13 protein-coding genes and 2 pseudogenes are annotated in these 19,554 nt (G+C 71.1%); 3 read left to right on the forward strand and 12 right to left on the reverse strand.

Annotation, left to right across the window (positions count from 1 at the left end; all coding sequences use genetic code 11):
- The first annotated feature begins 14 nt into the window (after nt 1-14).
- Nucleotides 15-989 carry a ScbA/BarX family gamma-butyrolactone biosynthesis protein gene (locus ACWGI6_RS18860; protein ID WP_453268548.1) on the forward strand — a complete coding sequence of 325 codons (975 nt, stop codon included), beginning with the start codon at nt 15-17 and terminating at the stop codon, nt 987-989.
- Nucleotides 990-1,166: 177 nt separating this feature from the next.
- On the opposite strand, the gene ACWGI6_RS18865 is transcribed toward ACWGI6_RS18860, so the two are convergent.
- Together ACWGI6_RS18865 and ACWGI6_RS18870 are read right to left on the reverse strand one after the other, a co-directional pair.
- On the reverse strand, nt 1,167-3,494 hold the full coding sequence (locus tag ACWGI6_RS18865; RefSeq protein WP_453268638.1) for a bifunctional salicylyl-CoA 5-hydroxylase/oxidoreductase: 2,328 nt from the start codon (nt 3,492-3,494) through the stop codon (nt 1,167-1,169).
- A gap of 2 nt (nt 3,495-3,496) precedes the next feature.
- Nucleotides 3,497-4,324: an enoyl-CoA hydratase family protein gene (locus tag ACWGI6_RS18870; RefSeq protein ID WP_393903663.1), complete on the reverse strand. Its 828-nt coding sequence runs from the start codon at nt 4,322-4,324 to the stop codon at nt 3,497-3,499.
- A 370-nt stretch (nt 4,325-4,694) separates the two neighbouring features.
- On the opposite strand from ACWGI6_RS18870, the pseudogene ACWGI6_RS18875 reads away from it, so the two are divergent.
- Nucleotides 4,695-4,982: pseudogene (locus ACWGI6_RS18875) on the forward strand (ATP-binding protein); the annotation flags it as partial.
- A 589-nt stretch (nt 4,983-5,571) separates the two neighbouring features.
- Here the strand turns inward: ACWGI6_RS18875 and ACWGI6_RS18880 are convergent.
- The 10 genes and pseudogenes from ACWGI6_RS18880 to ACWGI6_RS18925 all read right to left on the reverse strand — a co-directional run.
- A pseudogene (locus ACWGI6_RS18880) lies at nt 5,572-6,053 on the reverse strand (amino acid permease); the annotation flags it as partial.
- Nucleotides 6,054-6,096: 43 nt separating this feature from the next.
- On the reverse strand, nt 6,097-7,101 hold the full coding sequence (gene argF, locus ACWGI6_RS18885; RefSeq protein WP_393903662.1) for an ornithine carbamoyltransferase: 1,005 nt from the start codon (nt 7,099-7,101) through the stop codon (nt 6,097-6,099).
- 208 nt (nt 7,102-7,309) lie between these two features.
- Nucleotides 7,310-8,545 (reverse strand): arginine deiminase, encoded by a 1,236-nt coding sequence (locus tag ACWGI6_RS18890; protein WP_453268549.1) that lies wholly within the window; start codon nt 8,543-8,545, stop codon nt 7,310-7,312.
- Between the two features lie 360 nt (nt 8,546-8,905).
- Nucleotides 8,906-11,833 (reverse strand): polynucleotide kinase-phosphatase, encoded by a 2,928-nt coding sequence (locus tag ACWGI6_RS18895; RefSeq protein ID WP_453268550.1) that lies wholly within the window; start codon nt 11,831-11,833, stop codon nt 8,906-8,908.
- Nucleotides 11,830-13,347 (reverse strand): 3' terminal RNA ribose 2'-O-methyltransferase Hen1, encoded by a 1,518-nt coding sequence (locus tag ACWGI6_RS18900; protein WP_453268551.1) that lies wholly within the window; start codon nt 13,345-13,347, stop codon nt 11,830-11,832. Before ACWGI6_RS18900 ends, ACWGI6_RS18895 begins: the two co-directional genes overlap by 4 nt.
- A gap of 77 nt (nt 13,348-13,424) precedes the next feature.
- Nucleotides 13,425-14,348 carry an LLM class F420-dependent oxidoreductase gene (locus ACWGI6_RS18905; RefSeq protein ID WP_453268552.1) on the reverse strand — a complete coding sequence of 308 codons (924 nt, stop codon included), beginning with the start codon at nt 14,346-14,348 and terminating at the stop codon, nt 13,425-13,427.
- A 491-nt stretch (nt 14,349-14,839) separates the two neighbouring features.
- Nucleotides 14,840-15,295, reverse strand: a complete 456-nt coding sequence (locus ACWGI6_RS18910; RefSeq protein ID WP_393903657.1) for a DUF6099 family protein — start codon at nt 15,293-15,295, stop codon at nt 14,840-14,842.
- Between the two features lie 472 nt (nt 15,296-15,767).
- Nucleotides 15,768-16,127 carry a nucleotide pyrophosphohydrolase gene (locus tag ACWGI6_RS18915; protein WP_393903656.1) on the reverse strand — a complete coding sequence of 120 codons (360 nt, stop codon included), beginning with the start codon at nt 16,125-16,127 and terminating at the stop codon, nt 15,768-15,770.
- Entirely contained in the window at nt 16,124-17,602 is a 1,479-nt protein-coding gene (locus ACWGI6_RS18920; RefSeq protein WP_453268553.1) for a biotin transporter BioY, read from the reverse strand. The genes ACWGI6_RS18915 and ACWGI6_RS18920 overlap by 4 nt, the downstream gene beginning before the upstream one ends.
- A 55-nt stretch (nt 17,603-17,657) precedes the next feature.
- Nucleotides 17,658-18,047 (reverse strand): cell division protein SepF, encoded by a 390-nt coding sequence (locus ACWGI6_RS18925; protein WP_453268554.1) that lies wholly within the window; start codon nt 18,045-18,047, stop codon nt 17,658-17,660.
- A gap of 219 nt (nt 18,048-18,266) precedes the next feature.
- On the opposite strand from ACWGI6_RS18925, the gene ACWGI6_RS18930 reads away from it, so the two are divergent.
- On the forward strand, nt 18,267-19,424 hold the full coding sequence (locus tag ACWGI6_RS18930; protein WP_393903653.1) for a magnesium and cobalt transport protein CorA: 1,158 nt from the start codon (nt 18,267-18,269) through the stop codon (nt 19,422-19,424).
- The last annotated feature ends 130 nt before the right edge of the window (nt 19,425-19,554 follow it).

Consider the following 19,554-nt stretch of genomic DNA (forward strand, 5'->3'; position numbering starts at 1 on the left):
GAAAGGAAACACCTATGGCCGGCGCCACGCTCACGCCGTACTTGCGCGATCAGCGCCACGACATCGGAGGCCGGTTCGCCGACGGAAACCGACCGCCGGTGCTCACCACGACCGTGCCGCGCGAGTACGTCCACCGCGCCGCCGTGGCCGAGGTCTTCCTGACCAACTGGCGGCGCGACGACGTCGGCTGGGTGGTCAGCGCCCAGTGGCCGCGCGCCCACACCTTCTACGGTCCGGTCCACGGGCTGCACGACCCGCTGCTGCTGATAGAGACCATGCGGCAGGCCGGGATATTACTCAGCCATGTCGCGTATCGCGTGCCGCTCGACCACCCGATCATGTGGCAGCGGGTCCGTTACGACCTCGCACCGCAGGCGCTGCGCGCCGCGGAGGAGCCGGCCGAGGTCGAACTGCACATCACCGCCCATGACATGGTCCACCGCGGCACCCGGCTGGTCAGCGCCCGCCAGGATTTCCGGATCGTGTGCGACGGCCTCGACCTGGCCTCCGCGTCGCTCCTCTACTCCTGCCACAGCCCGGCCGTCTACCGTCGGCTGCGCGGCGAATACAGCGATGTGGCCCTCGCCAACTCCCGGAAACTGCCGCTGCCGGAGGCCGTCGCCCCGCAGCTGGTCGCCAGGGAACACGACCGCGATGTGGTGCTCTCCCCCACCGACCGCCCCGACCGCTGGCAGCTGCGGGTGGACACCTCGCACCCGGTGCTCTTCGACCACCCCGTGGATCACGCGCCCGGCATGCTGATGGTCGAGGCCGCCCGGCAGGCCGCGCAGGCCGCAACGCCCGGCTTCACCGTGCCGGCGTCGATCGACTGTTCCTTCGAGCGCTACGCCGAACTCGATGCGCCTTCCTGGGTGCAGGCGCGGACCACGGGCCGCACCGATGGCGACCGCCGGCAGGTCGAGGTCGCCGTCGAACAGCACGGCAAGCCGGTCGTCTCGGCGCAGATCGCCTGCGTACCGACCTCCTGACCGGCCCCCTCGCGGGCCCGCCGGCTCCCTGACCGGCCGGCCTCACCGGCCCGCCGGCTCTCGGGCCGTCCCGCTCACCGGCCCGCCGGCTCCCTGACCGACCGCTTCGCCGCCCCGCCGCACGCCCCTGCCGGGCCGGCCACGGAACGGCCCCGCCCCGCTGCCCGTGCCTCCCCGTCACCGCAGCGTGAGGCGGGGCTTCGGCGCATCGGTACGTCCGGCGGGCGGGGTGCGGCTGCCCGCCTGGTAGGGCAGCGGCCAGGGGGCGCCCGGCCCCGCGTACCCCTGTTCCGCGGCGGCGTGCAGCGTCCAGTGCGGGTCGTACAGATGCGGTCTGGCCAGTGCGCACAGGTCCGCGCGCCCGGCCAGTACCAGGGAGTTGACGTCGTCCCAGGAGGAGATGGCGCCGACCGCGATGACCGGCACACCGAGGGTGTTGCGGATCCGGTCGGCGAACGGGGTCTGGTACGACCGGCCGTAGTCGGGGCGTTCGTCCGGGACGACCTGTCCGGTGGACACATCGATGCCATCGGCGCCGTGCTCGGCGAAGGCCCGAGCGATCGCCACCGCGTCGTCCGCGGTGGTGCCGCCGTCCGCCCAGTCGGTCGCGGAGATTCGGACCGTCATCGGACGCCCGGCCGGCCAGACGGCGCGGACCGCATCGAAGACCTCCAGCGGGAAGCGCAGCCGGCCGGTGAGATCGCCGCCGTAGGCGTCGGTGCGGTGGTTGGTGAGCGGCGAGAGGAAGCCGGAGAGCAAGTAGCCGTGGGCGCAGTGGAGTTCGAGGAGGTCGAAGCCCGCGCGGGCGGCGGACTCGGCGGAGCGGACGAACTGCTCTCGCACGGTGCCCAGTTCGGCTTCGGACAAGGCATGCGGGATCTGGTTGACGCCGGCGCGGTAGGGCAGCTCGGACGGCGCCACGACCGGCCAGTTGCCGTCCTGGAGGGGCTGGTCGATGCCCTCCCACATCAGCCGGGTCGAGCCCTTGCGGCCCGAGTGGCCGAGCTGCACGCCGATGGCGGTGCCGGGTGCGGAGGTGTGGACGAAGTCGGTGACCCGGCGCCAGGCCGTCTCGTGCTCCGGCGCATACAGCCCCGTACAGCCCGGTGTGATCCGGCCCTCGGGGCTGACACACACCATCTCCGTCATCACCAGCCCGGCGCCGCCCAGCGCGCGGGCCCCGAGGTGGACGAGGTGGAAGTCACCGGGGGTGCCGTCGCCGTCGCCTGCGGAGTACATGTCCATCGGGGAGACCACGACCCGGTTGCGCAGCGTCAGCTCCCCCAGCCGGAACGGCGTGAACATGGGGGGCGTGGCGGACGGGGTGCCCGCCTCGCTCTCGACGGCAGCGACGAATCCGGGGTCGCGCAGCCGCAGATTGTCGTGGGTGACGCGGCGGCTGCGGGTGAGGAGGTTGAAGGCGAACTGGTGGGGCGACTGGTCGAGGTAGGTGGCCAGCTCCTCGAACCAGGCGAGGCTGGCGCGGGCGGCGCGCTGCGTGGAGGCGACGACCGGGCGGCGCTCCTCCTCGTACGCGGCCAGGGCACCGGCGGTGTCGGGCTGCTCCTGGAGGCAGGCGGCCAGCGCGAGGGCATCCTCGACGGCGAGCTTGGTGCCGGAGCCGATGGAGAAGTGCGCGGTGTGCGCGGCATCGCCGAGCAGCACCGTGTTGCCGTACGACCAGCGCTCGTTGACGACCGTACGGAAGGCGATCCAGCTGGAGTTGTTGGAGCGCAGCGACCGGCCGCGCAGGGCGTCGGTGAAGACCTTGGCACACCACTCCGCCGACTCGCGCTCATCGCAGCGGTCGAGACCGGCCGCCCGCCAGACCTCCTCGCGCATCTCGACGATGACCGTGCTGGCGCCGAGGGTGCCCGCCGGCTCGGAGGGCGGCGCCGCGGGACGCGGGTCGGGCGACGGGCCGGCGAAGGGGTAGGCGTGGAGCTGTACGACGCCGTGCTCGGTCTCGGCGATCTCGAAGCGGAAGGCGTCGAAGGCGAAGTCGGCGGCGAGCCAGATGTAGCGGCAGCGGTGGTTGGTCAGCCGTGGGCGGAAGGCGTCGGCATGTGCGGTGCGGGTCGCGCTGTGCACCCCGTCGGCGGCGATCACCAGGTCGTACGAGCGGGCGAGTTCGGCGGCGGGCGGGGCCTCGGTGCGGAAGCGCAGGGCGATGCCGAGGTCGCGGCAGCGCCGGTGGAGTACGGCCAGCAGCCGGCGCCGCCCCAGCGCTGCGAAGCCGTGCCCGCCGGAGGTCAGGGTGCGGCCGCGGTGCACGATGTCGATGTCGTCCCAGCGGACGAACTCGGCCTGGAGGGCGCGGTAGACCTCCGGGTCGGCGTGCTCGATACCCCCGAGGGTCTCGTCGGAGAGCACCACACCGAAGCCGAAGGTGTCGTCGGGCGCGTTGCGCTCCCAGACGGTGATCTCACGGGTGGGGTCGAGGCGTTTGAGGAGGACCGCGGCGTACAGCCCGCCCGGCCCACCGCCGATGACGGCGACCCGCATGGCTATTTCCCCTGCCACTTGGGCGCCCGCTTCTCCGTGAACGCGGCATGGAATTCCGCGTAGTCGGCGCTGTTCATCAGCAGCGCCTGGGTGGCGGCGTCCATCTCGACGGCGGCGGCCAGCGGCATGTCGAGCTCAGCGGTGAGCAGCGCCTTGGTCTGGGCGTGCGCCAGTGCGGGCCCCTCGGCGAGCCGCCGGGCGAGCGCCGCGGCCGCCTCGTCGGCCCGGCCCTCCTCGGCCAACTCGCTGATCAGGCCCAGCCGTTCGGCCTCCGGTGCCCGGACGGCATCACCGAGCATCAGCAGCCGGGTGGCATGACCGAGGCCGATCACACGGGGCAGCAGATAGGCCGCGCCCATGTCACCGCCGGAGAGGCCGACCTTGGTGAAGAGGAAGGCGAAGCGTGCGGACGAGTCGGCGACGCGGAAGTCCGCGGCCAGCGCGAGCACCGCGCCCGCGCCCGCCGCGACCCCGTGGACGGCCGCAATGACCGGGAACGGGCACTCCCGCACCGCCCGTACGACCTGCCCGGTCATCCGGTTGAAGTCCAGCAGTTGTGCGGTGTCCATGCCCAGGGTGGCGCCGATGATCTCCTCGACATCACCGCCGGAGCAGAAGCCGCGCCCCTCCCCCGCGAGCACCAGGGCACGCACGGAACGCTCCCTGGACAGCTCGGCGAGCAGGTCACGGAGGTCGGCGTAGGCCTCGAAGGTGAGCGCATTGAGCTTGTCCGGGCGGGCCAGCGTGACGGTGGCGATCCCGTCCTTCCTGGTCACGCGGATGTGTTGCCAGGTGTCTGTACTGCGGGCTGATCCTGCGAACGGGCTCATCGGGCTGCCTGCCCCCTTTGGCCGAGTGGCCGGGTGGATGCTCTTCCGGATGCCCTGTCGAAGTTATCACTGGTTCATGACTGTCGTCACGAGGACGCGATATCGGCGCGGCGCGTGTGGCGGGGTGCGGGAGGGGTGGGAGAGGGGGCGGACTGTGGGAGCGGCAGATGGGTGGCGGGGCGGGCTCGTGGGGCGGGGGCGCCGGTGCGGGGGCGTGGGGCGGTCGAAGGTCCCGGCCGCCTCATGACTTAGGTCATGCCCTTCCTGGTCGCTCGCCCCTGATCCGAGCGCCCCGCGCTTCCTACCGTGGACGTATCCCATCTGGTCTCAGGTATCCGACCCGGCCTTTTGCGAACGGAACGCACAGCGCATGCTGGAACCGCCCGCCCCCTCGATCTGGCGCATCACGCTGCCGCGCAGCGCAACCGCCGTCCCGATCGCCCGCGCCATAGTCAGAACCGCCATGCAGGACCTCCGGGCCACGGCCGACCGCACCACCGCGCAGCTGCTGACCGCCGAACTCGTCGCCAATGCCCTCAAGCACACCCGCGATACGGACCCCATCGAGCTGGTGGTGGAACTGCGCCCGACGGGCTGCCGGATCGAGGTGCACGACAGCGATCCCCGGCTCGTCCAAGGACTCGGCAGCCCGCTGCCCCTGCCGGATCCGGACGCTCCGGTGCTGGTGGGGGCACCGGCCGGTCCCGCGTCGTTCCACGCGGGGGATGCCCGCGGCACGGGGGACGGTCAGCCGGGGGGCGGGTACGACTCGGGGGACGGTCAGCCCCGGGCGGACGGTCACGACTCGGGGGACGGTGATCGCGCGGGGGACGGTCACCCCCACGGCGACGGTCACCTCCCGGTGCAGCGCACGGAGTGCAGCGGGCGGGCCGGGCAACGCGACGGGACGGACGGAAGTGAGCCTGCGGGGCGCAGCGAGGAGGGCCACGACGGGACCGATGACGCCGGCGGGACGGATGCCGCCGAGCGCGACGGCGCTGTCGATGTCGATGCTGACGTCACCGTCGATGCTGACGCCAATGCCGATGCTGACGCCGACGCCGATGCCGATCTCGATGCTGACGTCGTGGTCGATGCCGACGGCACCCCCGGCACCCACCGCATCGACAACTCCGCCCCGAGCTGCCACGACCAGGGCCGTGACCACCGTCGTGGCCTGCTGCTGATCCGGTCCCTCACCGTCGCCTCCGGCTGCCGCCCCACGCCGCGCGGCAAGGCGGTCTGGTTCACCCTTCCCGAGCTGCAGCGCCCACGCCGGCGCTGACGCTCACACCGGCGGCAGTGGCGGTGGCGGTGGCGGCAGCACCCTCGCCGGACTCGTCCGCGGGCGCCTGCGGCGCCGAACCGAGCCGCGAGCGGCGGCGCCCGTAGCACGCGTAGACCAGCGCGCCGACCACCAGAACCCGGCGAACTGGAGCCAGGTCGCCGGACCCGTCCCGTAGATCGGATAGAGGCAGAAGCCGATCCCGAGGACCGGGCTGACCGGGCTGACCGGGCTGACCGGGAAGAGCGGGACGCGGAAGCGGCGCGGCAGGTCGGGGCGGGTGCGGCGGAGCACCATCACGCTCAGGTTCAACACCGCCATGATCGCCAGCGTCCCGATGGTGGTCAGGTTCATCACCACGTCCAGCGGGACGACCGCGGCCGCCACGGCGAAGACGAGCGCGACGATCCAGGTGTTGGCGACGGGGGTGGACGTACGGGGCGCTTCCTGCGGTGCACACACAGGCGGCGGGGCCTGTGGGCCGCCGCTACCGGGCGAGGGTCGCGACCAGCACCGCCTTGATCGTGTGCATCCGGTTCTCCGCCTCGTCGAAGACGACGGAGTGCGCGGACTCGAAGACCTCGTCGGTGACCTCCAGCGACGACAGCCCGTGCCGGGCGTGGATCTCCCGGCCGACGGCGGTACCGAGGTCGTGATATGCGGGCAGACAGTGCAGGAACTTCACCTCCGGCTTGCCGGTCGCGCGCAGCACCTCCATCGTGACCGCATACGGGGCGAGCAGCGCGATCCGCTCGTCCCACACCTCCTTCGGCTCACCCATGGAGACCCAGACGTCGGTCGTCACGAAGTCCGCACCGCGCACGCCCTCGGCGACGTCCTCGGTGAGGGTGATGCGGGCGCCGCTGGTCTCGGCGAGCGACTTCGCGCGGGCGACCACCGCCCCGTCGGGCCAGAGCTGCCGGGGCGCGACGATCCGTACGTCCATGCCGAGCAGGGCGCCGGTGACGAGGTAGGAGTTGCCCATGTTGTTGCGGGCGTCGCCGAGGTAGGCAAAGGCGGTCTCGGTCAGGGGACGGCCCTGGCCGTGCTCGACCATGGTCAGCACGTCGGCGAGCATCTGGGTCGGGTGCCAGTCGTCGGTCAGTCCGTTGAAGACGGGCACTCCGGCGTGGGCCGCCAGCTCCTCGACGTCGGACTGCCGGCTACCGCGGAACTCGATACCGTCAAACATCCGGCCGAGGACCCGGGCGGTGTCCTTCACCGACTCCTTGTGCCCGATCTGCGAGCCGGACGGGTCCAGGTAGGTGGTCGAGGCTCCCTGGTCCGCGGCGGCGACCTCGAACGAGCAGCGGGTCCGGGTCGAGGTCTTCTCGAAGATCAGGGCGATGTTCCTGCCCCGGAGGCGGGGGACCTCGGTGCCGGCGCGCTTGGCCGCTTTGAGCTCGGCCGCCAGGTCGATCAGTCGGCGGAATTCCTCGGCGCTGAAGTCCAGCTCCTTGAGGAAGTGGCGGCCCGTGAGGTCTATCGCCATGGGTGGGCTCCTGGTTCGCGGCAGTCGGGACGGACTCAGACCCCGGAAGTGTATACGCACTCACGTATCTCTATGCGGAGCTGTCGGTCCTGCACGGCCCGCACCTCCCCTACGGACGGAACAGGATCACGCTCCATGGACCGGATACGGGGTCACGCTCCCCGGACGGATCCGGCGCCGGGCTGTCCGGACGGATCCGGGGTCATGCTCAGGCTTCCCCCGTCACCGCGTCCCTCGCCACCGGGCAGCTCATACAGCGCGGCCCGCCGCGTCCACGCCCCAGCTCACTCCCCGGAATCGTGATCACCTCGATGCCGCGCTTGCGCAGAAAGGTGTTCGTGGTGACATTGCGCTCGTACGCCACCACCACCCCCGGCTCCACCGCCAGCACATTGCACCCGTCGTCCCACTGCTCACGCTCGGCCGAGTGCACATCCTGGGTCGCGGTCAGCACCCGGATGTCGGACAGACCCAGCGCGGCCGCTATGGCGCGGTGCATATGCTCCGGCGGATGATCGGTGACCTTGAGGTCCTGGTCACCCGAGCCCGGCTCGATGGTGTACGAGCGGAGCATCCCCAGCCCCTCGTACTGGGTGAAGGTATCCCCGTCGATCATGGTCATGACGGTGTCGAGATGCATGAACGCCCGGCGCTTGGGCATGTCGAGCGCCACGATCGTGCGCGCGGAACCCGCCGCGAACAGCCCCCGTGCAAGCAGCTCCACGGCCTGCGGAGTGGTCCGTTCGCTCATCCCGATCAGCACCGCACCACTGCCCATCACCAGGACGTCGCCGCCCTCGATGGTCGAGGGGAAATCCGCCTGGCCCTCCGACCAGACGTGGAAGTCCTGGTCACGGAAGAGCGGGTGGTGCCGGTAGATCGCCTCGTAGTGCACGGTCTCGCGCTGCCGGGCCGGCCAGCGCATCGAGTTGATCGAGACCCCGTCGTAGATCCAGGCGGAGGTATCGCGGGTGAAGAGGTGGTTGGGCAACGGGCCCAGCAGGAAGTCGTCGAGATCCATCACATGGAAGCGGACCGAGGTCGGCTCGGCATGACGTTCCAGGAACTCGCGCTTGGTCATGCCGCCGACCAGCGCTTCCACCAGCTCCGGCACCGGCAGCTCGTCGAAGGCGGCCCGCAGATGGCCGGTGGCCAGCGGCCCGTACTCCTTCTCGTCGAAGACCCGGTCGAGAACCAGTCGCCGTGCCTCGGGGATCTGCAGGCTCTCGCCCAGCAGATCCCCGAAGAGGTGCACCTCCACCCCCCGGTCGCGGAGCACATCCGCGAACCCGTCGTGCTCGGCCCGCGCCCGGCGCACCCACAGCACGTCGTCGAAGAGCAAGGCGTCCTTGTTCGAGGGCGTGAGCCGCTTCAGCTCCAGATCGGGGCGGTGCAGGATGACCCGGCGCAGCCGCCCGGCCTCGGAGTCGACTTGGAATCCCATCCACCCATCTTGGCCGCTCGGACGCCTCGGCGGAGGGAGTCGGAGGATGTCGGGTCGCACGGGGTGGGCGCCGGCCGGTCCGGGGCGGCCGGGGTGGGTCCGCATCGGGCGCGGTCGGCCGGGGATCGGGAGGGCTCTGACCCACGCCGGGCGGGGGTGGCCTCCGGGCCCTGCGGAGGGGTGGGGCGGAGCGGGGCGGGCCGGGCGGGCGGGGCGGGCCGGGCGGCGTACGGGCCGAGGGCTCCTACCCCACGGCCCGTACGCCACTTCGGCCTTCACTCCACTCCGGCCCGTACGCAACTCCGGCCGTACGTCACTCCTGCCCGTACGCCACTTCGGCCGTACGCCACTTCGGCCCGTCTACAGCCGCGGGTCCACCGGCTCCGACTCCAGCGCGAGCACCGCAAACACCGCCTCGTGCACCCGCCACAGCGGTTCGCCGTCCGCCAGCCGGTCGAGCGCCTCCAGGCCGAGCGCGTACTCACGCAGCGCCAGCGAACGCTTATGGCCGAGATGACGAATGCGCAGACGCTTGAGGTTCTCCGGGCGGGTGTACTCCGGCCCGTAGATGATCCGCAGGTACTCGCGGCCACGGCACTTGACGCCCGGCTGGACGAGCCGTCCGTCGTCCTGCCGGATCAGCGCCTGAACCGGCTTGACCACCATGCCCTCGCCACCGTCGGCGGTCATCTCCAGCCACCAGGCGGTACCGGCCGCGACCGACGACTCGTCCTCCGTGTCGACGATGATTCGCCGGGTCGTGGCGAGCAGTGACGGCCCGGCCCGGGTGTCGCCGGCCGCCACGCCGTTCCGGGCCGCCACCACCCCCTCCGCCGTGATGAGCCGGTCGATCAGGGCCAGCTGGTCGGTGTGCGCCAGCCCGGCGAGGCTGCGGCCCTGCACCGCGAGAATCTGGAACGGCGCGAGCCGGACACCGTCCAGCTCACCCAGCCCGGCGGACCGGTCCGACGCCTCCGGTGCAGGCCGAGCGTCCGCAGCCTCCGGTGCGTCGCCGGCACGCGAGGAGCCCCCGGCGTGCGGTGCATCCGACACCACTGCGGCACCCGAGACATCAGCGGCACCCGACGCATCGGCGGCATCCGAGGCGACGGCGGCATCCGACGAGTCCGCCCCGACGCGCCAGCAGTAGCGCCGGTATGCCTCCGTGAAAGCGGCGGCGTCCGCGGCGCGGTCCCGCTGCCGGGCGAGCAGCGGCGACACCTCGACCCCTCGCGCGGCCGCCGCCTCCAGCGCACCGAGCACACCTGGGAACGCCGCCCCGGATGCCGCGCCCACGGCCGCGTACTGCTTGCGCAGCAGACCGGTCGCCTTCAGCGACCACGGCATCAACTCGGCGTCCAGCAGCAGCCAGTCGGTCTCCAGCTCCGCCCACAGACCGGCCTCTTCGGCACAGTCCCGGACTCGCCGCAGGATACGCTCGGTCGTCTCCGGGTCGTCGAAGAACGGCCGGCCGGTGCGGGTGTACAGGGCGCCCGAGACCCCCTTCGGCACCCCGAAGCGCTCCTCGGCCACCGCCTCGTCGCGGCACACCAGGACCACCGCACGAGACCCCATGTGCTTCTCCTCGCACACCACTTCCCGCACACCGTCCGCCCGGTACCCGGCGAACGCCTCCGCGGGGTGCTCCAGGTAGCCGTCCTCCGCCGAGGTCGCGCAGGGCGCCATCGTCGGCGGGAGGTACGGCAGCAGCCGCGGGTCGATAGCGAAGCGGCTCATCACCTCCAGTGCGGCCGCGGCGTTCTCCTCCTTGACCGCGAGCCGGCCCATGTACCGGGTTTCCACGATCCGCCGCCCCGCCACGTCGTTCAGATCGAGCGGACGGCCGTCCGCCCCGCCGGGCGCCTCCGTGGCGAGCGGTTTGACGGGCTCGTACCAGACCCGCTCCGCCGGTACGTCCACCAGCTCGCGCTCCGGCCAGCGCAGCGCGGTCATCGCCCCGCCGAAGACACAGCCGGTGTCCAGGCAGAGCGTGTTGTTGAGCCAGTTGGCGCGCGGGGTGGGGGTGTGGCCGTAGACGACGGCCGCGCGGCCGCGGTAGTCCTCGGCCCACGGGTAGCGCACCGGCAGGCCGAACTCGTCGGTCTCGCCGGTCGTGTCGCCGTACAGCGCGAAGGACCGCACCCGGCCGGATGTCCGGCCGTGGTACTTCTCCGGCAGCCCGGCGTGGCACACCACGAGTCCGCCGCCGTCCAGGACGTAGTGGCTGACCAGCCCCTGGATGAACTCCCCGACCTCGGTGCGGAAGGCGGCGTCCTCCTTGTCCAGCTGCTCGATGGTCTCGGCGAGCCCATGGGTGTGCTGAACCTTGCGGCCCTTGAGGTAGCGGCCGAGTTTGTTCTCGTGGTTGCCCGGCACGCACAGCGCATGCCCGGCTCCGACCATGCCCATCACCAGAAGCAGCACTCCGGGGCTGTCCGGCCCACGGTCGACGAGGTCACCGACGAAGACTGCGGTACGGCCCTCGGGGTGTGCGGCGTCCACGGCCCGGCCGAGACCGTCGCGCACCAGCGCATAGCCCAGTCTGCCGAGCAGGGTCTCCAGCTCGGAACGGCAGCCGTGGATGTCGCCGATGATGTCGAACGGACCGGTGACATGCCGCAGATCGTTGAACCGCCGCTCGGTGACGACCTCGGCGGACTCCACCTCCTCCTGCCCCCGCAGGACGTGCACCTTGCGGAAGCCCTCTCGTTCCAAATGCCGCAGGGAACGGCGCAGTTCACGCTGGTGACGCTGGATGACCCGGCGTGGCAGCCCGGCCCGGTCGGCGCGCGCCGCGTTGCGTGCGGCGCAGACCTGCTCGGGAACGTCCAGGACGATCGCCACCGGTAGTACGTCATGCTCCCGGGCCAGCCGCACCAGCTGGGCGCGCGCCTCGGACTGCACATTGGTGGCGTCCACGACCGTCAGCCGCCCGGCGGCCAGCCGCTTGGCCGCGATGAAGTGCAGCACCTCGAACGCATCGCCGCTGGCGCTCTGGTCGTTCTCGTCGTCGCTGACCAGTCCCCGGCAGAAGTCGGAGGAGAGGACCTCGGTCTGCCGGAAGTGCCGGGCCGCAAAGGTGGATTTGCCGGAACCGGTGGCTCCGATCAGCACCACGAGCGAGAGGTCGGGCACGGCGAGCGTGCGCCGGGCCGGCTCGGGCCGAGGCTGCGGCTCGGGCCCGCGCTCCTGCTGAGTCCTGCCTCCCTGCCGGCCCTCGTGCGTGAGCTGGTTCTCGTGCGTGAGCTGGTTCTCGTCTCCATACTCCGTACGGTCGTCATCCGTCATGCCGCGACCTCCTTCCCGGTCGTCGAAGCGCCGCTGCTTTCACGACTACTGCTGCCTTCACGACTACTGCTGTCTTCACCGGTCATACGGAAGTGCGCCAGCTGGGTGGGCGGGCCGACCTCGGGATCGTCCGGGCCCACCGGGGCAAAGCTCACCTCGTAGCCGTGCCGCGCGGCGACCTCCCGCGCCCACTGCCGGAACTCCTCGCGTGTCCACTCGAAGCGATGGTCGGCATGCCGGACGTGACCGGCCGGCAGCGACTCCCAGCGCACGTTGTACTCCACGTTCGGCGTCGTCACCACGACGGTCCGCGGCCTGGCCGACCCGAACACCGCATACTCCAGCGCCGGCAGCCTCGCCGGATCGACATGCTCGACGACCTCGCTGAGCACCGCCGCGTCATAACCCTTCAGCCTGCTGTCGGTGTACGCCAGCGACCCCTGTACGAGGCGTACGCGATCCGACTGCCGCTCGGACATACGGTCCAGCCGCAACCGGCGCCGCGCCTCGTGCAGCGCCCGCATCGACACATCCACGCCGACGACCTCGGTGAACTGCCCTTCCTTGAGCAGCACACCGACCAACTGTCCCTGCCCGCACCCCAGGTCGAGCACGCGTGCCGCCTTGGCCGAGCGCAGCACCGTGAGGATCGCCTCCCGCCGCCGGACGGCGAGCGGCACCGGCTTCTCCTCGGTGTCCGCCTCCTCGTCCACCGCGTTGTCGATGTCCTCGGAGGCCGCGTCGTCCGACTCGGCCAGCCGCTCCAGTTCCAGCCGCTCCATGGCCTGGCGGGTGAGCGACCAGCGCCGCGCGAGATAGCGGCCGACGATCACCCGCTGCTCCGGGTGGTCCTCCAGCCAGCCCTCGCCGGCCCGCAGCAGCTTGTCGACCTCGTCCGGGGCGACCCAGTAGTGCTTGGCGTCGTCCAGCACCGGCAGCAGCACATACAGGTGCCTCAGCGCCTCGGCGAGACGGCACTCCCCTTCCAGAACGAGCCGTACGTAGCGCGAGTCACCCCACTCCGGGAACGTCTCGTCCAACGGCAGCGGCTCGGCCTGCACCGTCCAGCCCAGCGGCTCGAACAGCTTGCGCACCAGCGCCGCGCCGCCCCGGGCGGGCAGCACCGGCACCTCGATACGCAACGGCATCGGCTGTGCCACCAGTCCGGGCCGCGCCGCGCACTGCCCCTTCATCGCGCTCGCGAAGACGCTCCGCAGCGCCACCGCCAGCAGCGAGGAGGCCGCGTACGGCCGGTCGTTCACATACTGCCCCAGCGCCGAATCCGGAGCGCCGCCACGGCCCTTCCCGCGGCTCCGGCGCACCAAGGCAATGGGATCGACCTCCAACAGCAGGGCGGCCGTGCACCGCTGCGCGTCAGCCTCGGGATACAGGACGTGCGCGGTGCCGTGCGACGTCGAGAACTGCTGCGCCTTGTCAGGATGCTTGTGCAGCAGGAATCCGAGGTCGGTCGCGGGACGGTCGGCGCTGCCGGTGGTGGTTATCGTCAGGAACACGCGTCCGAGTATTGCCGTAGTACGCCTCGATCCGCACCGGTTTTCCGGCAGCGCCGCCCGACGTCAGGTCTCGGACGTCAGCTCAGCTGCGACTGCACCTGCGTGGAGATCAGCTCGAGGTGGTCGAGATCATCCAGGTCCAGCATCTGCAGGTAGACGCGGGACGCACCGATGGCGGCGTGGCGCCCGATCTTGTCGACGACCTCGGCGGGTGAACCCGCGAGGCCGTTGGCCTTCAGTTCGTCCACGTTCCGCCCGATGGCCGCGGCCCGTCGCGCCACCTCGGCATCGTCCCTGCCGACGCACGCCACGAGGGCGTTGGAGTAGACCAGGTCATCGCCCTTGCGCCCGGCGGCTTCAGCGGCCGCCCGCACCCGTCCGAACTGGCGCTCACTGTCTTCGAGCGAGGCGAAGGGGATGTTGAACTCATCGGCGTACTGCGCCGCCAGCCGCGGTGTACGCGTCGCACCGTGGCCGCCGACCAGCACCGGTACCTTGCCCTGGGCGGGCTTGGGCAGCGCCGGCGAATGCTCCAGCTGGTAGTAGGTCCCGTCGTAGCTGAACTCCTCTCCTGCTTCGGTGGCCCACAGGCCGGTAACGATCGCCAGCTGCTCTTCCAGCCGCGCGAACTTCTCCTTGGGGAACGGAATGCCGTACGCCGTGTGCTCCTCCTCGAACCAGCCCGCCCCGAGACCGAGTTCGACGCGTCCGCCGGACATCTGGTCGACCTGGGCCACCTGGATGGCCAGCACACCCGGAAGCCGGAAAGTACCCGCCGTCATGAGCGTCCCGAGACGGATGCGCTGGGTCTCACGCGCCAGGCCCGCCAGCGTGATCCAGGCGTCCGTCGGTCCGGGCAGACCGTCGACATTGCCCATCCGGAGATAGTGGTCCGAGCGGAAGAACGCGTCGAACCCAAGATCCTCGGTGGCTCTGGCGACCTTCAGAAGGGTGTCGTAGGAAGCCCCTTGCTGGGGCTCGGTGAAGATGCGTAGCTCCATACCTCCATCCTGCACTCCGAACGACGAACCAATCGTCAGAGGCGTCTTGATGCACTGGTTGATGCACTGGGTCGGGTCAGGGCAAGTCGAGCCAGGTCAGTTCAGGTCAGCCATCCCTTGCCTGCGCGCGGACGATGAGGCAAGAGCGACGGAACGGGCGACGGGGACGGTGCGGGCGACCGGGGTCGGCAGGGGGCGGCGGGGGCGCGCCGGCGGGGCAAGGGGCAGCGGCGGTGGCAGTAGCAGCGGCAGAAGATGCGACGGGCCGCCGACAGCTCGGGGCGCGACCACGCCAGTGCGCACGTCAAGGTGCCGAGCCTGGGATGCCGGGATATCCGGAGGTGGGTGCCGGGCGTCGATGCGGGTGTCGGGGCATCGGGACATGGGTGCCGGGGCGTTCGGGCGTGAGCACTCCCCGGCCCTCGGTCGGTGAGTTACCGCTCGGGGCATATGTGCCGCGCGGACGCGGCCGGTTCGGTGCTGTTCTTACTTCAGGCGGGGTTCCGGTCGCGCACCTCCAGCCTCTCCAATATTCCGGCCACGCGATCCCTCGATTCGTCGACCGTGTCCATCGCCTCGACGCAGGTCCAGTACATCCCCTCCTCGTCGGCGAGCAGCACAACGCCCACCAGCGCTTCGCACACTTCCCGCAGCAGTCGGCACAGGCTGGTTAAAGCCTCCTTGACGTCCCGCACTTCGGACAGCTGAGCCGCCCGCAGCCCGCCGGTGACCGATGCCGGGCACAGCAGTCCCCCGCTGAACCGCCCGCCCGCGTCGCCCAGCCCTCGGGCTCTGGACCGCACTTCGTACGGCCCGAATATCGCGAGATGGCTGCCGATCGCCTCCGCCAAGGCCTGCGCCTGCCATGCCTCGACGACCACTCCCTGCACCGTGTTCGCCTCGGCCAGACCGCGCCGGCTTGCCGCGATGATCCGCACCGCGTCCATCCGCTCCCTCCTCTCCTCATCATTCGCATGCACCTTGCACTCTTTCCACTACCCAGAGTGAGGGCGAACACCCAAAAAAGCCAGGGGAATTCGCAAATCTGTGGACAAGCAAGGCGATGTGGAGAGATTCATGACTCCATAGAGTGACGAAGAGCGACCTCGGTCCCGCTCCTTCCCCTCACGCCACAACACCCCCACCTTCCCCACGCCCTGCACAAGTCACGTGAAACGCCCGAAGGGGGCACCCCATGCAGCATCAGCGGCTGAAGGACGTAGAGAGGAACGCCCGCAAAGAACGCCGGAATGACGCGCCCGAGGGCTATGCAAGCCGTCAGCCGAAGGCGACAGGCGACAGGCTCGGCGGGCCGAAGGCGACAGCCGGCCCCGGAAGAAGCCGAAACAACGGTGGGGCGGAAGCCGACGCCCCCGCCCCACCGAGCCTCCCGGCCCAGCCCCCTACGCCCTCGGCCCGCTACTCCTCACCCTCCCGCGGACGGTCGGGCCGCGCCGAGCGGACCGCCGGGAACCGTGACTCATTACGCTCGATCTTCGCGGCGAGCGCCGCCAGCGCGTCGATCCCCAGCGCCTCGCAGAACTGCAGCAGATACGCCAGTACGTCCGCGACCTCGTCCTCGACCCGGCCGGCCTTCCGCGGATTCGACATCACCTTCGCCGACTCCTCCGGCGTCAACCACTGGAAGATCTCGACGAGTTCAGCGGCCTCGACGCTCAGCGCAGCGGCCAGGTTCTTGGGCGTGTGGTACTGCTGCCAGTCCCGCGCGGCCGCGAACTCGGCCAGGCGTCGCTGCAGCGCATGAAGATCCTCACTCATGCCTCTAGATGTAGCACCTGTACGCCGGGCAGCCCCTCGGCGACCGAGGGATCCCGCACCGTCCCCAGCAGCCGCACATGCCCGCGCTCGGTCATCCGCACGGCCAGCGACACCAGCTCACGCGCCTGCCTGCGGTCCATGCAGCGATCCATCCCGTCCGCCATCACCGTCATCTGCTGATGGGCCGACGGCACCTCCCCGACCGGGTCCATGGCCAGCACGTCCGGCCCGGTGAGCAGCACCAGCGCCAGCGCGAGAAACCGCAGCTCACCATCGCCGAGCTGCTCGACGGGCAGCTCCCCCAGTTCGCCCCGGTCGAGGACGGCCCGCACGCCCGTCGCGCCCCCGGCCCCCTGCGCGCTCTGCGGACCTGTCGAGCCACTGCGCCCCACCGCCCCAGGAACGACAGCGGGCCCTTCTCCCGTCCCGTCCGACTGGCGCGGCACCGCACGCAGCCCCTCGACGGGACCGGCACACGCCTCCCGTACCGCCGCGACCAGCACGGCATGCCGCCGCGCGCACTCCCGGCTCGTGCGCTGCAACACCGTGGGCAGGTTGTCGCAGGACGACCGCAGCCGGCCCTCGTCCCGCGGCTCCCCCGCGTCGCGACCCCAGCCGCCCGCCTCGCCACCGCCCGTCTTACGCCCCCGCGCACCCCAGGCCCCCGCAGCTCCCGTCCCGCCGGGCCCTCCGGCTTTCCCCGGCCCGCTCACCGATGTCCCGCGCCCGGCCCCGGAGCCGCCCCCTCTGCCGCCCCCTCGCGCCCCGGCAGCACGCCCCGCACCTCCGCCACCGTCCACGCCGCGTCCGCCGCCACCACCGAAGGCACCCGTGCCACCCGCCCCCGCCCGCCGCATGACCTCCGGCCGCGGGTCACACACGAACGCCGACCGCAGCGCGACCACGACCTGCTCCGCCGCGGCCAGCACCAGCCGCTGCCCCGCCGTTTTGCCCGCGACACGCAACGGCAGCAAGGAGGTGCCGAGTCGGTCGTCGGGCAGCGGCGCGCGGGTCACGGGAGTCGCACCCGCCGTGTGCCAGGCAGCCTGGACCGCGGGGCGGGTGGGGTCGGTGAGTGCGGTGGTCAGCAACGTCTCGCCGCCGCCGGTCAACCGCTCGCCGACAATACGCAGCTCGGGCTCGGCCTGTACGGCGAGATCGAGGTTGACGGGGCCGGCCGGGCCGTCGACCGTGCAGCCGATACGGAACCCGCGCCTCCCCTGTTCGTCGGGACGCGCCCCGGCCGGCACACAGGCCGCCGGGCTGCCCGCCACCTCCCCCACCGCCCGTGCGAGCGACTCCCCGCTGCCGAGCCGCGCGAGGATCTCGTACGCCTGCAGCGCACTGGACTTGCCGCTTCCGCTCTCGCCGCTCAGCAGGGTCAGTGGGGTGAGCGGCAGGATGACGCCGCGATGGGACTTGAAGGCGGACAGCCGTAACTCGGTGACCGCCGGCCGCACACTGTCGGAATTCATGCCCGGACGCTATGCAGCGTCCCGGCCGGAGAACCGTTACGCCGCACAGCTCTTCCTACGAACGGGGGACAGTTCCCGCCGCCTCCTCCGCCACCTCGGTGCCGATCGGCGCCAGCAGGAAGACATTGGTGTCGACGCGGTGCATCCCGCTGCTGAGCCCGAAGACGACTCCGCTGGAGAAGTCCAGGATGCGCTTGGCGACCTCACCGTCGGCGCTGCTGAGGTCCAGCAGGACCGGGATCTGCGCCATCAGATACTCGGCGACCTCGCGAGCGTCCGCGAAGGTCTGGACGCGGATGACGATGAACCGCCGCGCCTCCTCCGCCGGTTCCTCGTCGGGTAGGGCACGGTGGTCGGGCCAGGAGGGCCATTCACTGCTGCCGCGGAGCGGGACGACCTCGGCAAGCCCTTCCCACTGCTCGTCGGTGGCATCGGGGCCGTTCACCGAATCACCTCACCCGGGAGAGCGCTGGCTGTCTGCGGTATCTGCATCGCACAATTCTAGGGATAAACATACAAAGCTCGGCGGACGCGACACACGCCGCGCCACGCCCCGCTCCATCCTGCACCATGGCCGTTGACCCGTTCCGACATCCGCGGCAGATATCCTCCGTCGAGATTATGTGTGCCTGTTCATCCCCTTGTGACGGAGGTTGGTGCTGTCGTGGGCTCTGAGCCTCCCGGTCGTCGGCCGCGTGGCCTGCGCGGCCTGCGCAAGCCCGCCAAGAAGCGGCCCGCCGGGCCCCCGCCCGCCGAGGCCACGGACGACTCCGACGCGGCGGAGCCACCGGCCGAAACCACCAGCAGCGTCATCAATGCCGTCCTCTACCGCGACGGACGCCGGGTCAGCACCCATGACACGCTCGCCGAGGCCTTCCGGCAGCAGCGCACCACCTCCGGCACCCTCGCCTGGATCGGCCTGCACCGCCCCAGCCGCGAGGAACTGCTCACCCTGGCCTCGGAGTTCGACCTCCACCCGCTCGCCGTCGAGGACGCTCTGGAGGCCCATCAGCGGCCCAAGCTGGAGCGCTACGGCGGCACCCTCTTCGTCGTCCTGCGCGCCGCGCGCTACCTCGACGACCCCGAGGAGGTCGACTTCGGGGAGCTGCACATCTTCGTCGGCCGCGACTTCGTGATCACCGTCCGGCACGGCGGCGCGCCCGACCTCTCGGCCGTTCGCGCACGCATGGAGGACGCCCCCGAACTCCTCAAACGCGGCCCCGAAGCCGTCCTCTACGCCATCCTCGACGCCGTCGTCGACGGCTATGAGCCCGTCGTCGCCGGCGTCCAGAACGACATCGACGAGATCGAGACCGAGGTCTTCGGCGGCGACCCCCGGGTCTCCCGCCGCATCTACGAACTCTCCCGTGAGGTCGTGGAGTTCCAGCGCGCCACCCGTCCGCTGAACGGCATGCTGGAGAGCCTGACCGCGGGCTTCGAGAAGTACGCCATCGACGAGGAACTCCGCCGCTATCTGCGCGATGTGGCCGACCACGTACTGCACACCACCGACCGCGTGGACGGCTTCCGGCAGGCCCTGCAGGACATCCTCGCCGTCAACGCGACCCTGGTGAACCAGCAGCAGAACGCCGAAATGCGAGCCCTGGCCGAGGCCGGCTTCGAACAGAACGAGGAGATCAAGAAGATTTCGTCCTGGGCGGCCATCCTCTTCGCGCCGACCCTCGTCGGCACCATCTACGGCATGAACTTCGATCACATGCCGGAGCTGCACTGGTCGTTCGGGTACCCCTTCGCGATCGTACTGATGGCCGTCGTCTGCACCAGTCTGTACGTCATCTTCAAGCGGCGGGACTGGCTCTGAGTGACCGGCGGCCTTTCCCGCTGCGCCGCGGCCTTTCCCGCTGCGCCGCGGCCTTTCCCGCTGCGCCGCGGGCTTTCCCGCTGCGCCCAGCCGGCGTGAGATCCAGGTACTGAATCACCGGCCGCCACCC

The sequence above is a fragment of the Streptomyces sp. NPDC054786 genome, assembly GCF_053611685.1.

Bases quoted from the DNA above. Each gene is read 5' to 3' on its own strand.
- argF (WP_393903662.1), bottom strand. From the start codon at position 7,101: ATGGCGATAGACCTCACGGGCCGCCACTTCCTCAAGGAGCTGGACTTC.
- ACWGI6_RS18915 (WP_393903656.1), bottom strand. From the start codon at position 16,127: ATGAGTGAGGATCTTCATGCGCTGCAGCGACGCCTGGCCGAGTTCGCG.
- ACWGI6_RS18895 (WP_453268550.1), bottom strand. From the start codon at position 11,833: ATGACGGATGACGACCGTACGGAGTATGGAGACGAGAACCAGCTCACG.
- ACWGI6_RS18865 (WP_453268638.1), bottom strand. From the start codon at position 3,494: ATGCGGGTCGCCGTCATCGGCGGTGGGCCGGGCGGGCTGTACGCCGCG.
- ACWGI6_RS18910 (WP_393903657.1), bottom strand. From the start codon at position 15,295: ATGGACGCGGTGCGGATCATCGCGGCAAGCCGGCGCGGTCTGGCCGAG.
- ACWGI6_RS18920 (WP_453268553.1), bottom strand. From the start codon at position 17,602: ATGAATTCCGACAGTGTGCGGCCGGCGGTCACCGAGTTACGGCTGTCC.
- ACWGI6_RS18870 (WP_393903663.1), bottom strand. From the start codon at position 4,324: ATGAGCCCGTTCGCAGGATCAGCCCGCAGTACAGACACCTGGCAACAC.
- ACWGI6_RS18905 (WP_453268552.1), bottom strand. From the start codon at position 14,348: ATGGAGCTACGCATCTTCACCGAGCCCCAGCAAGGGGCTTCCTACGAC.
- ACWGI6_RS18860 (WP_453268548.1), top strand. From the start codon at position 15: ATGGCCGGCGCCACGCTCACGCCGTACTTGCGCGATCAGCGCCACGAC.
- ACWGI6_RS18890 (WP_453268549.1), bottom strand. From the start codon at position 8,545: ATGGGATTCCAAGTCGACTCCGAGGCCGGGCGGCTGCGCCGGGTCATC.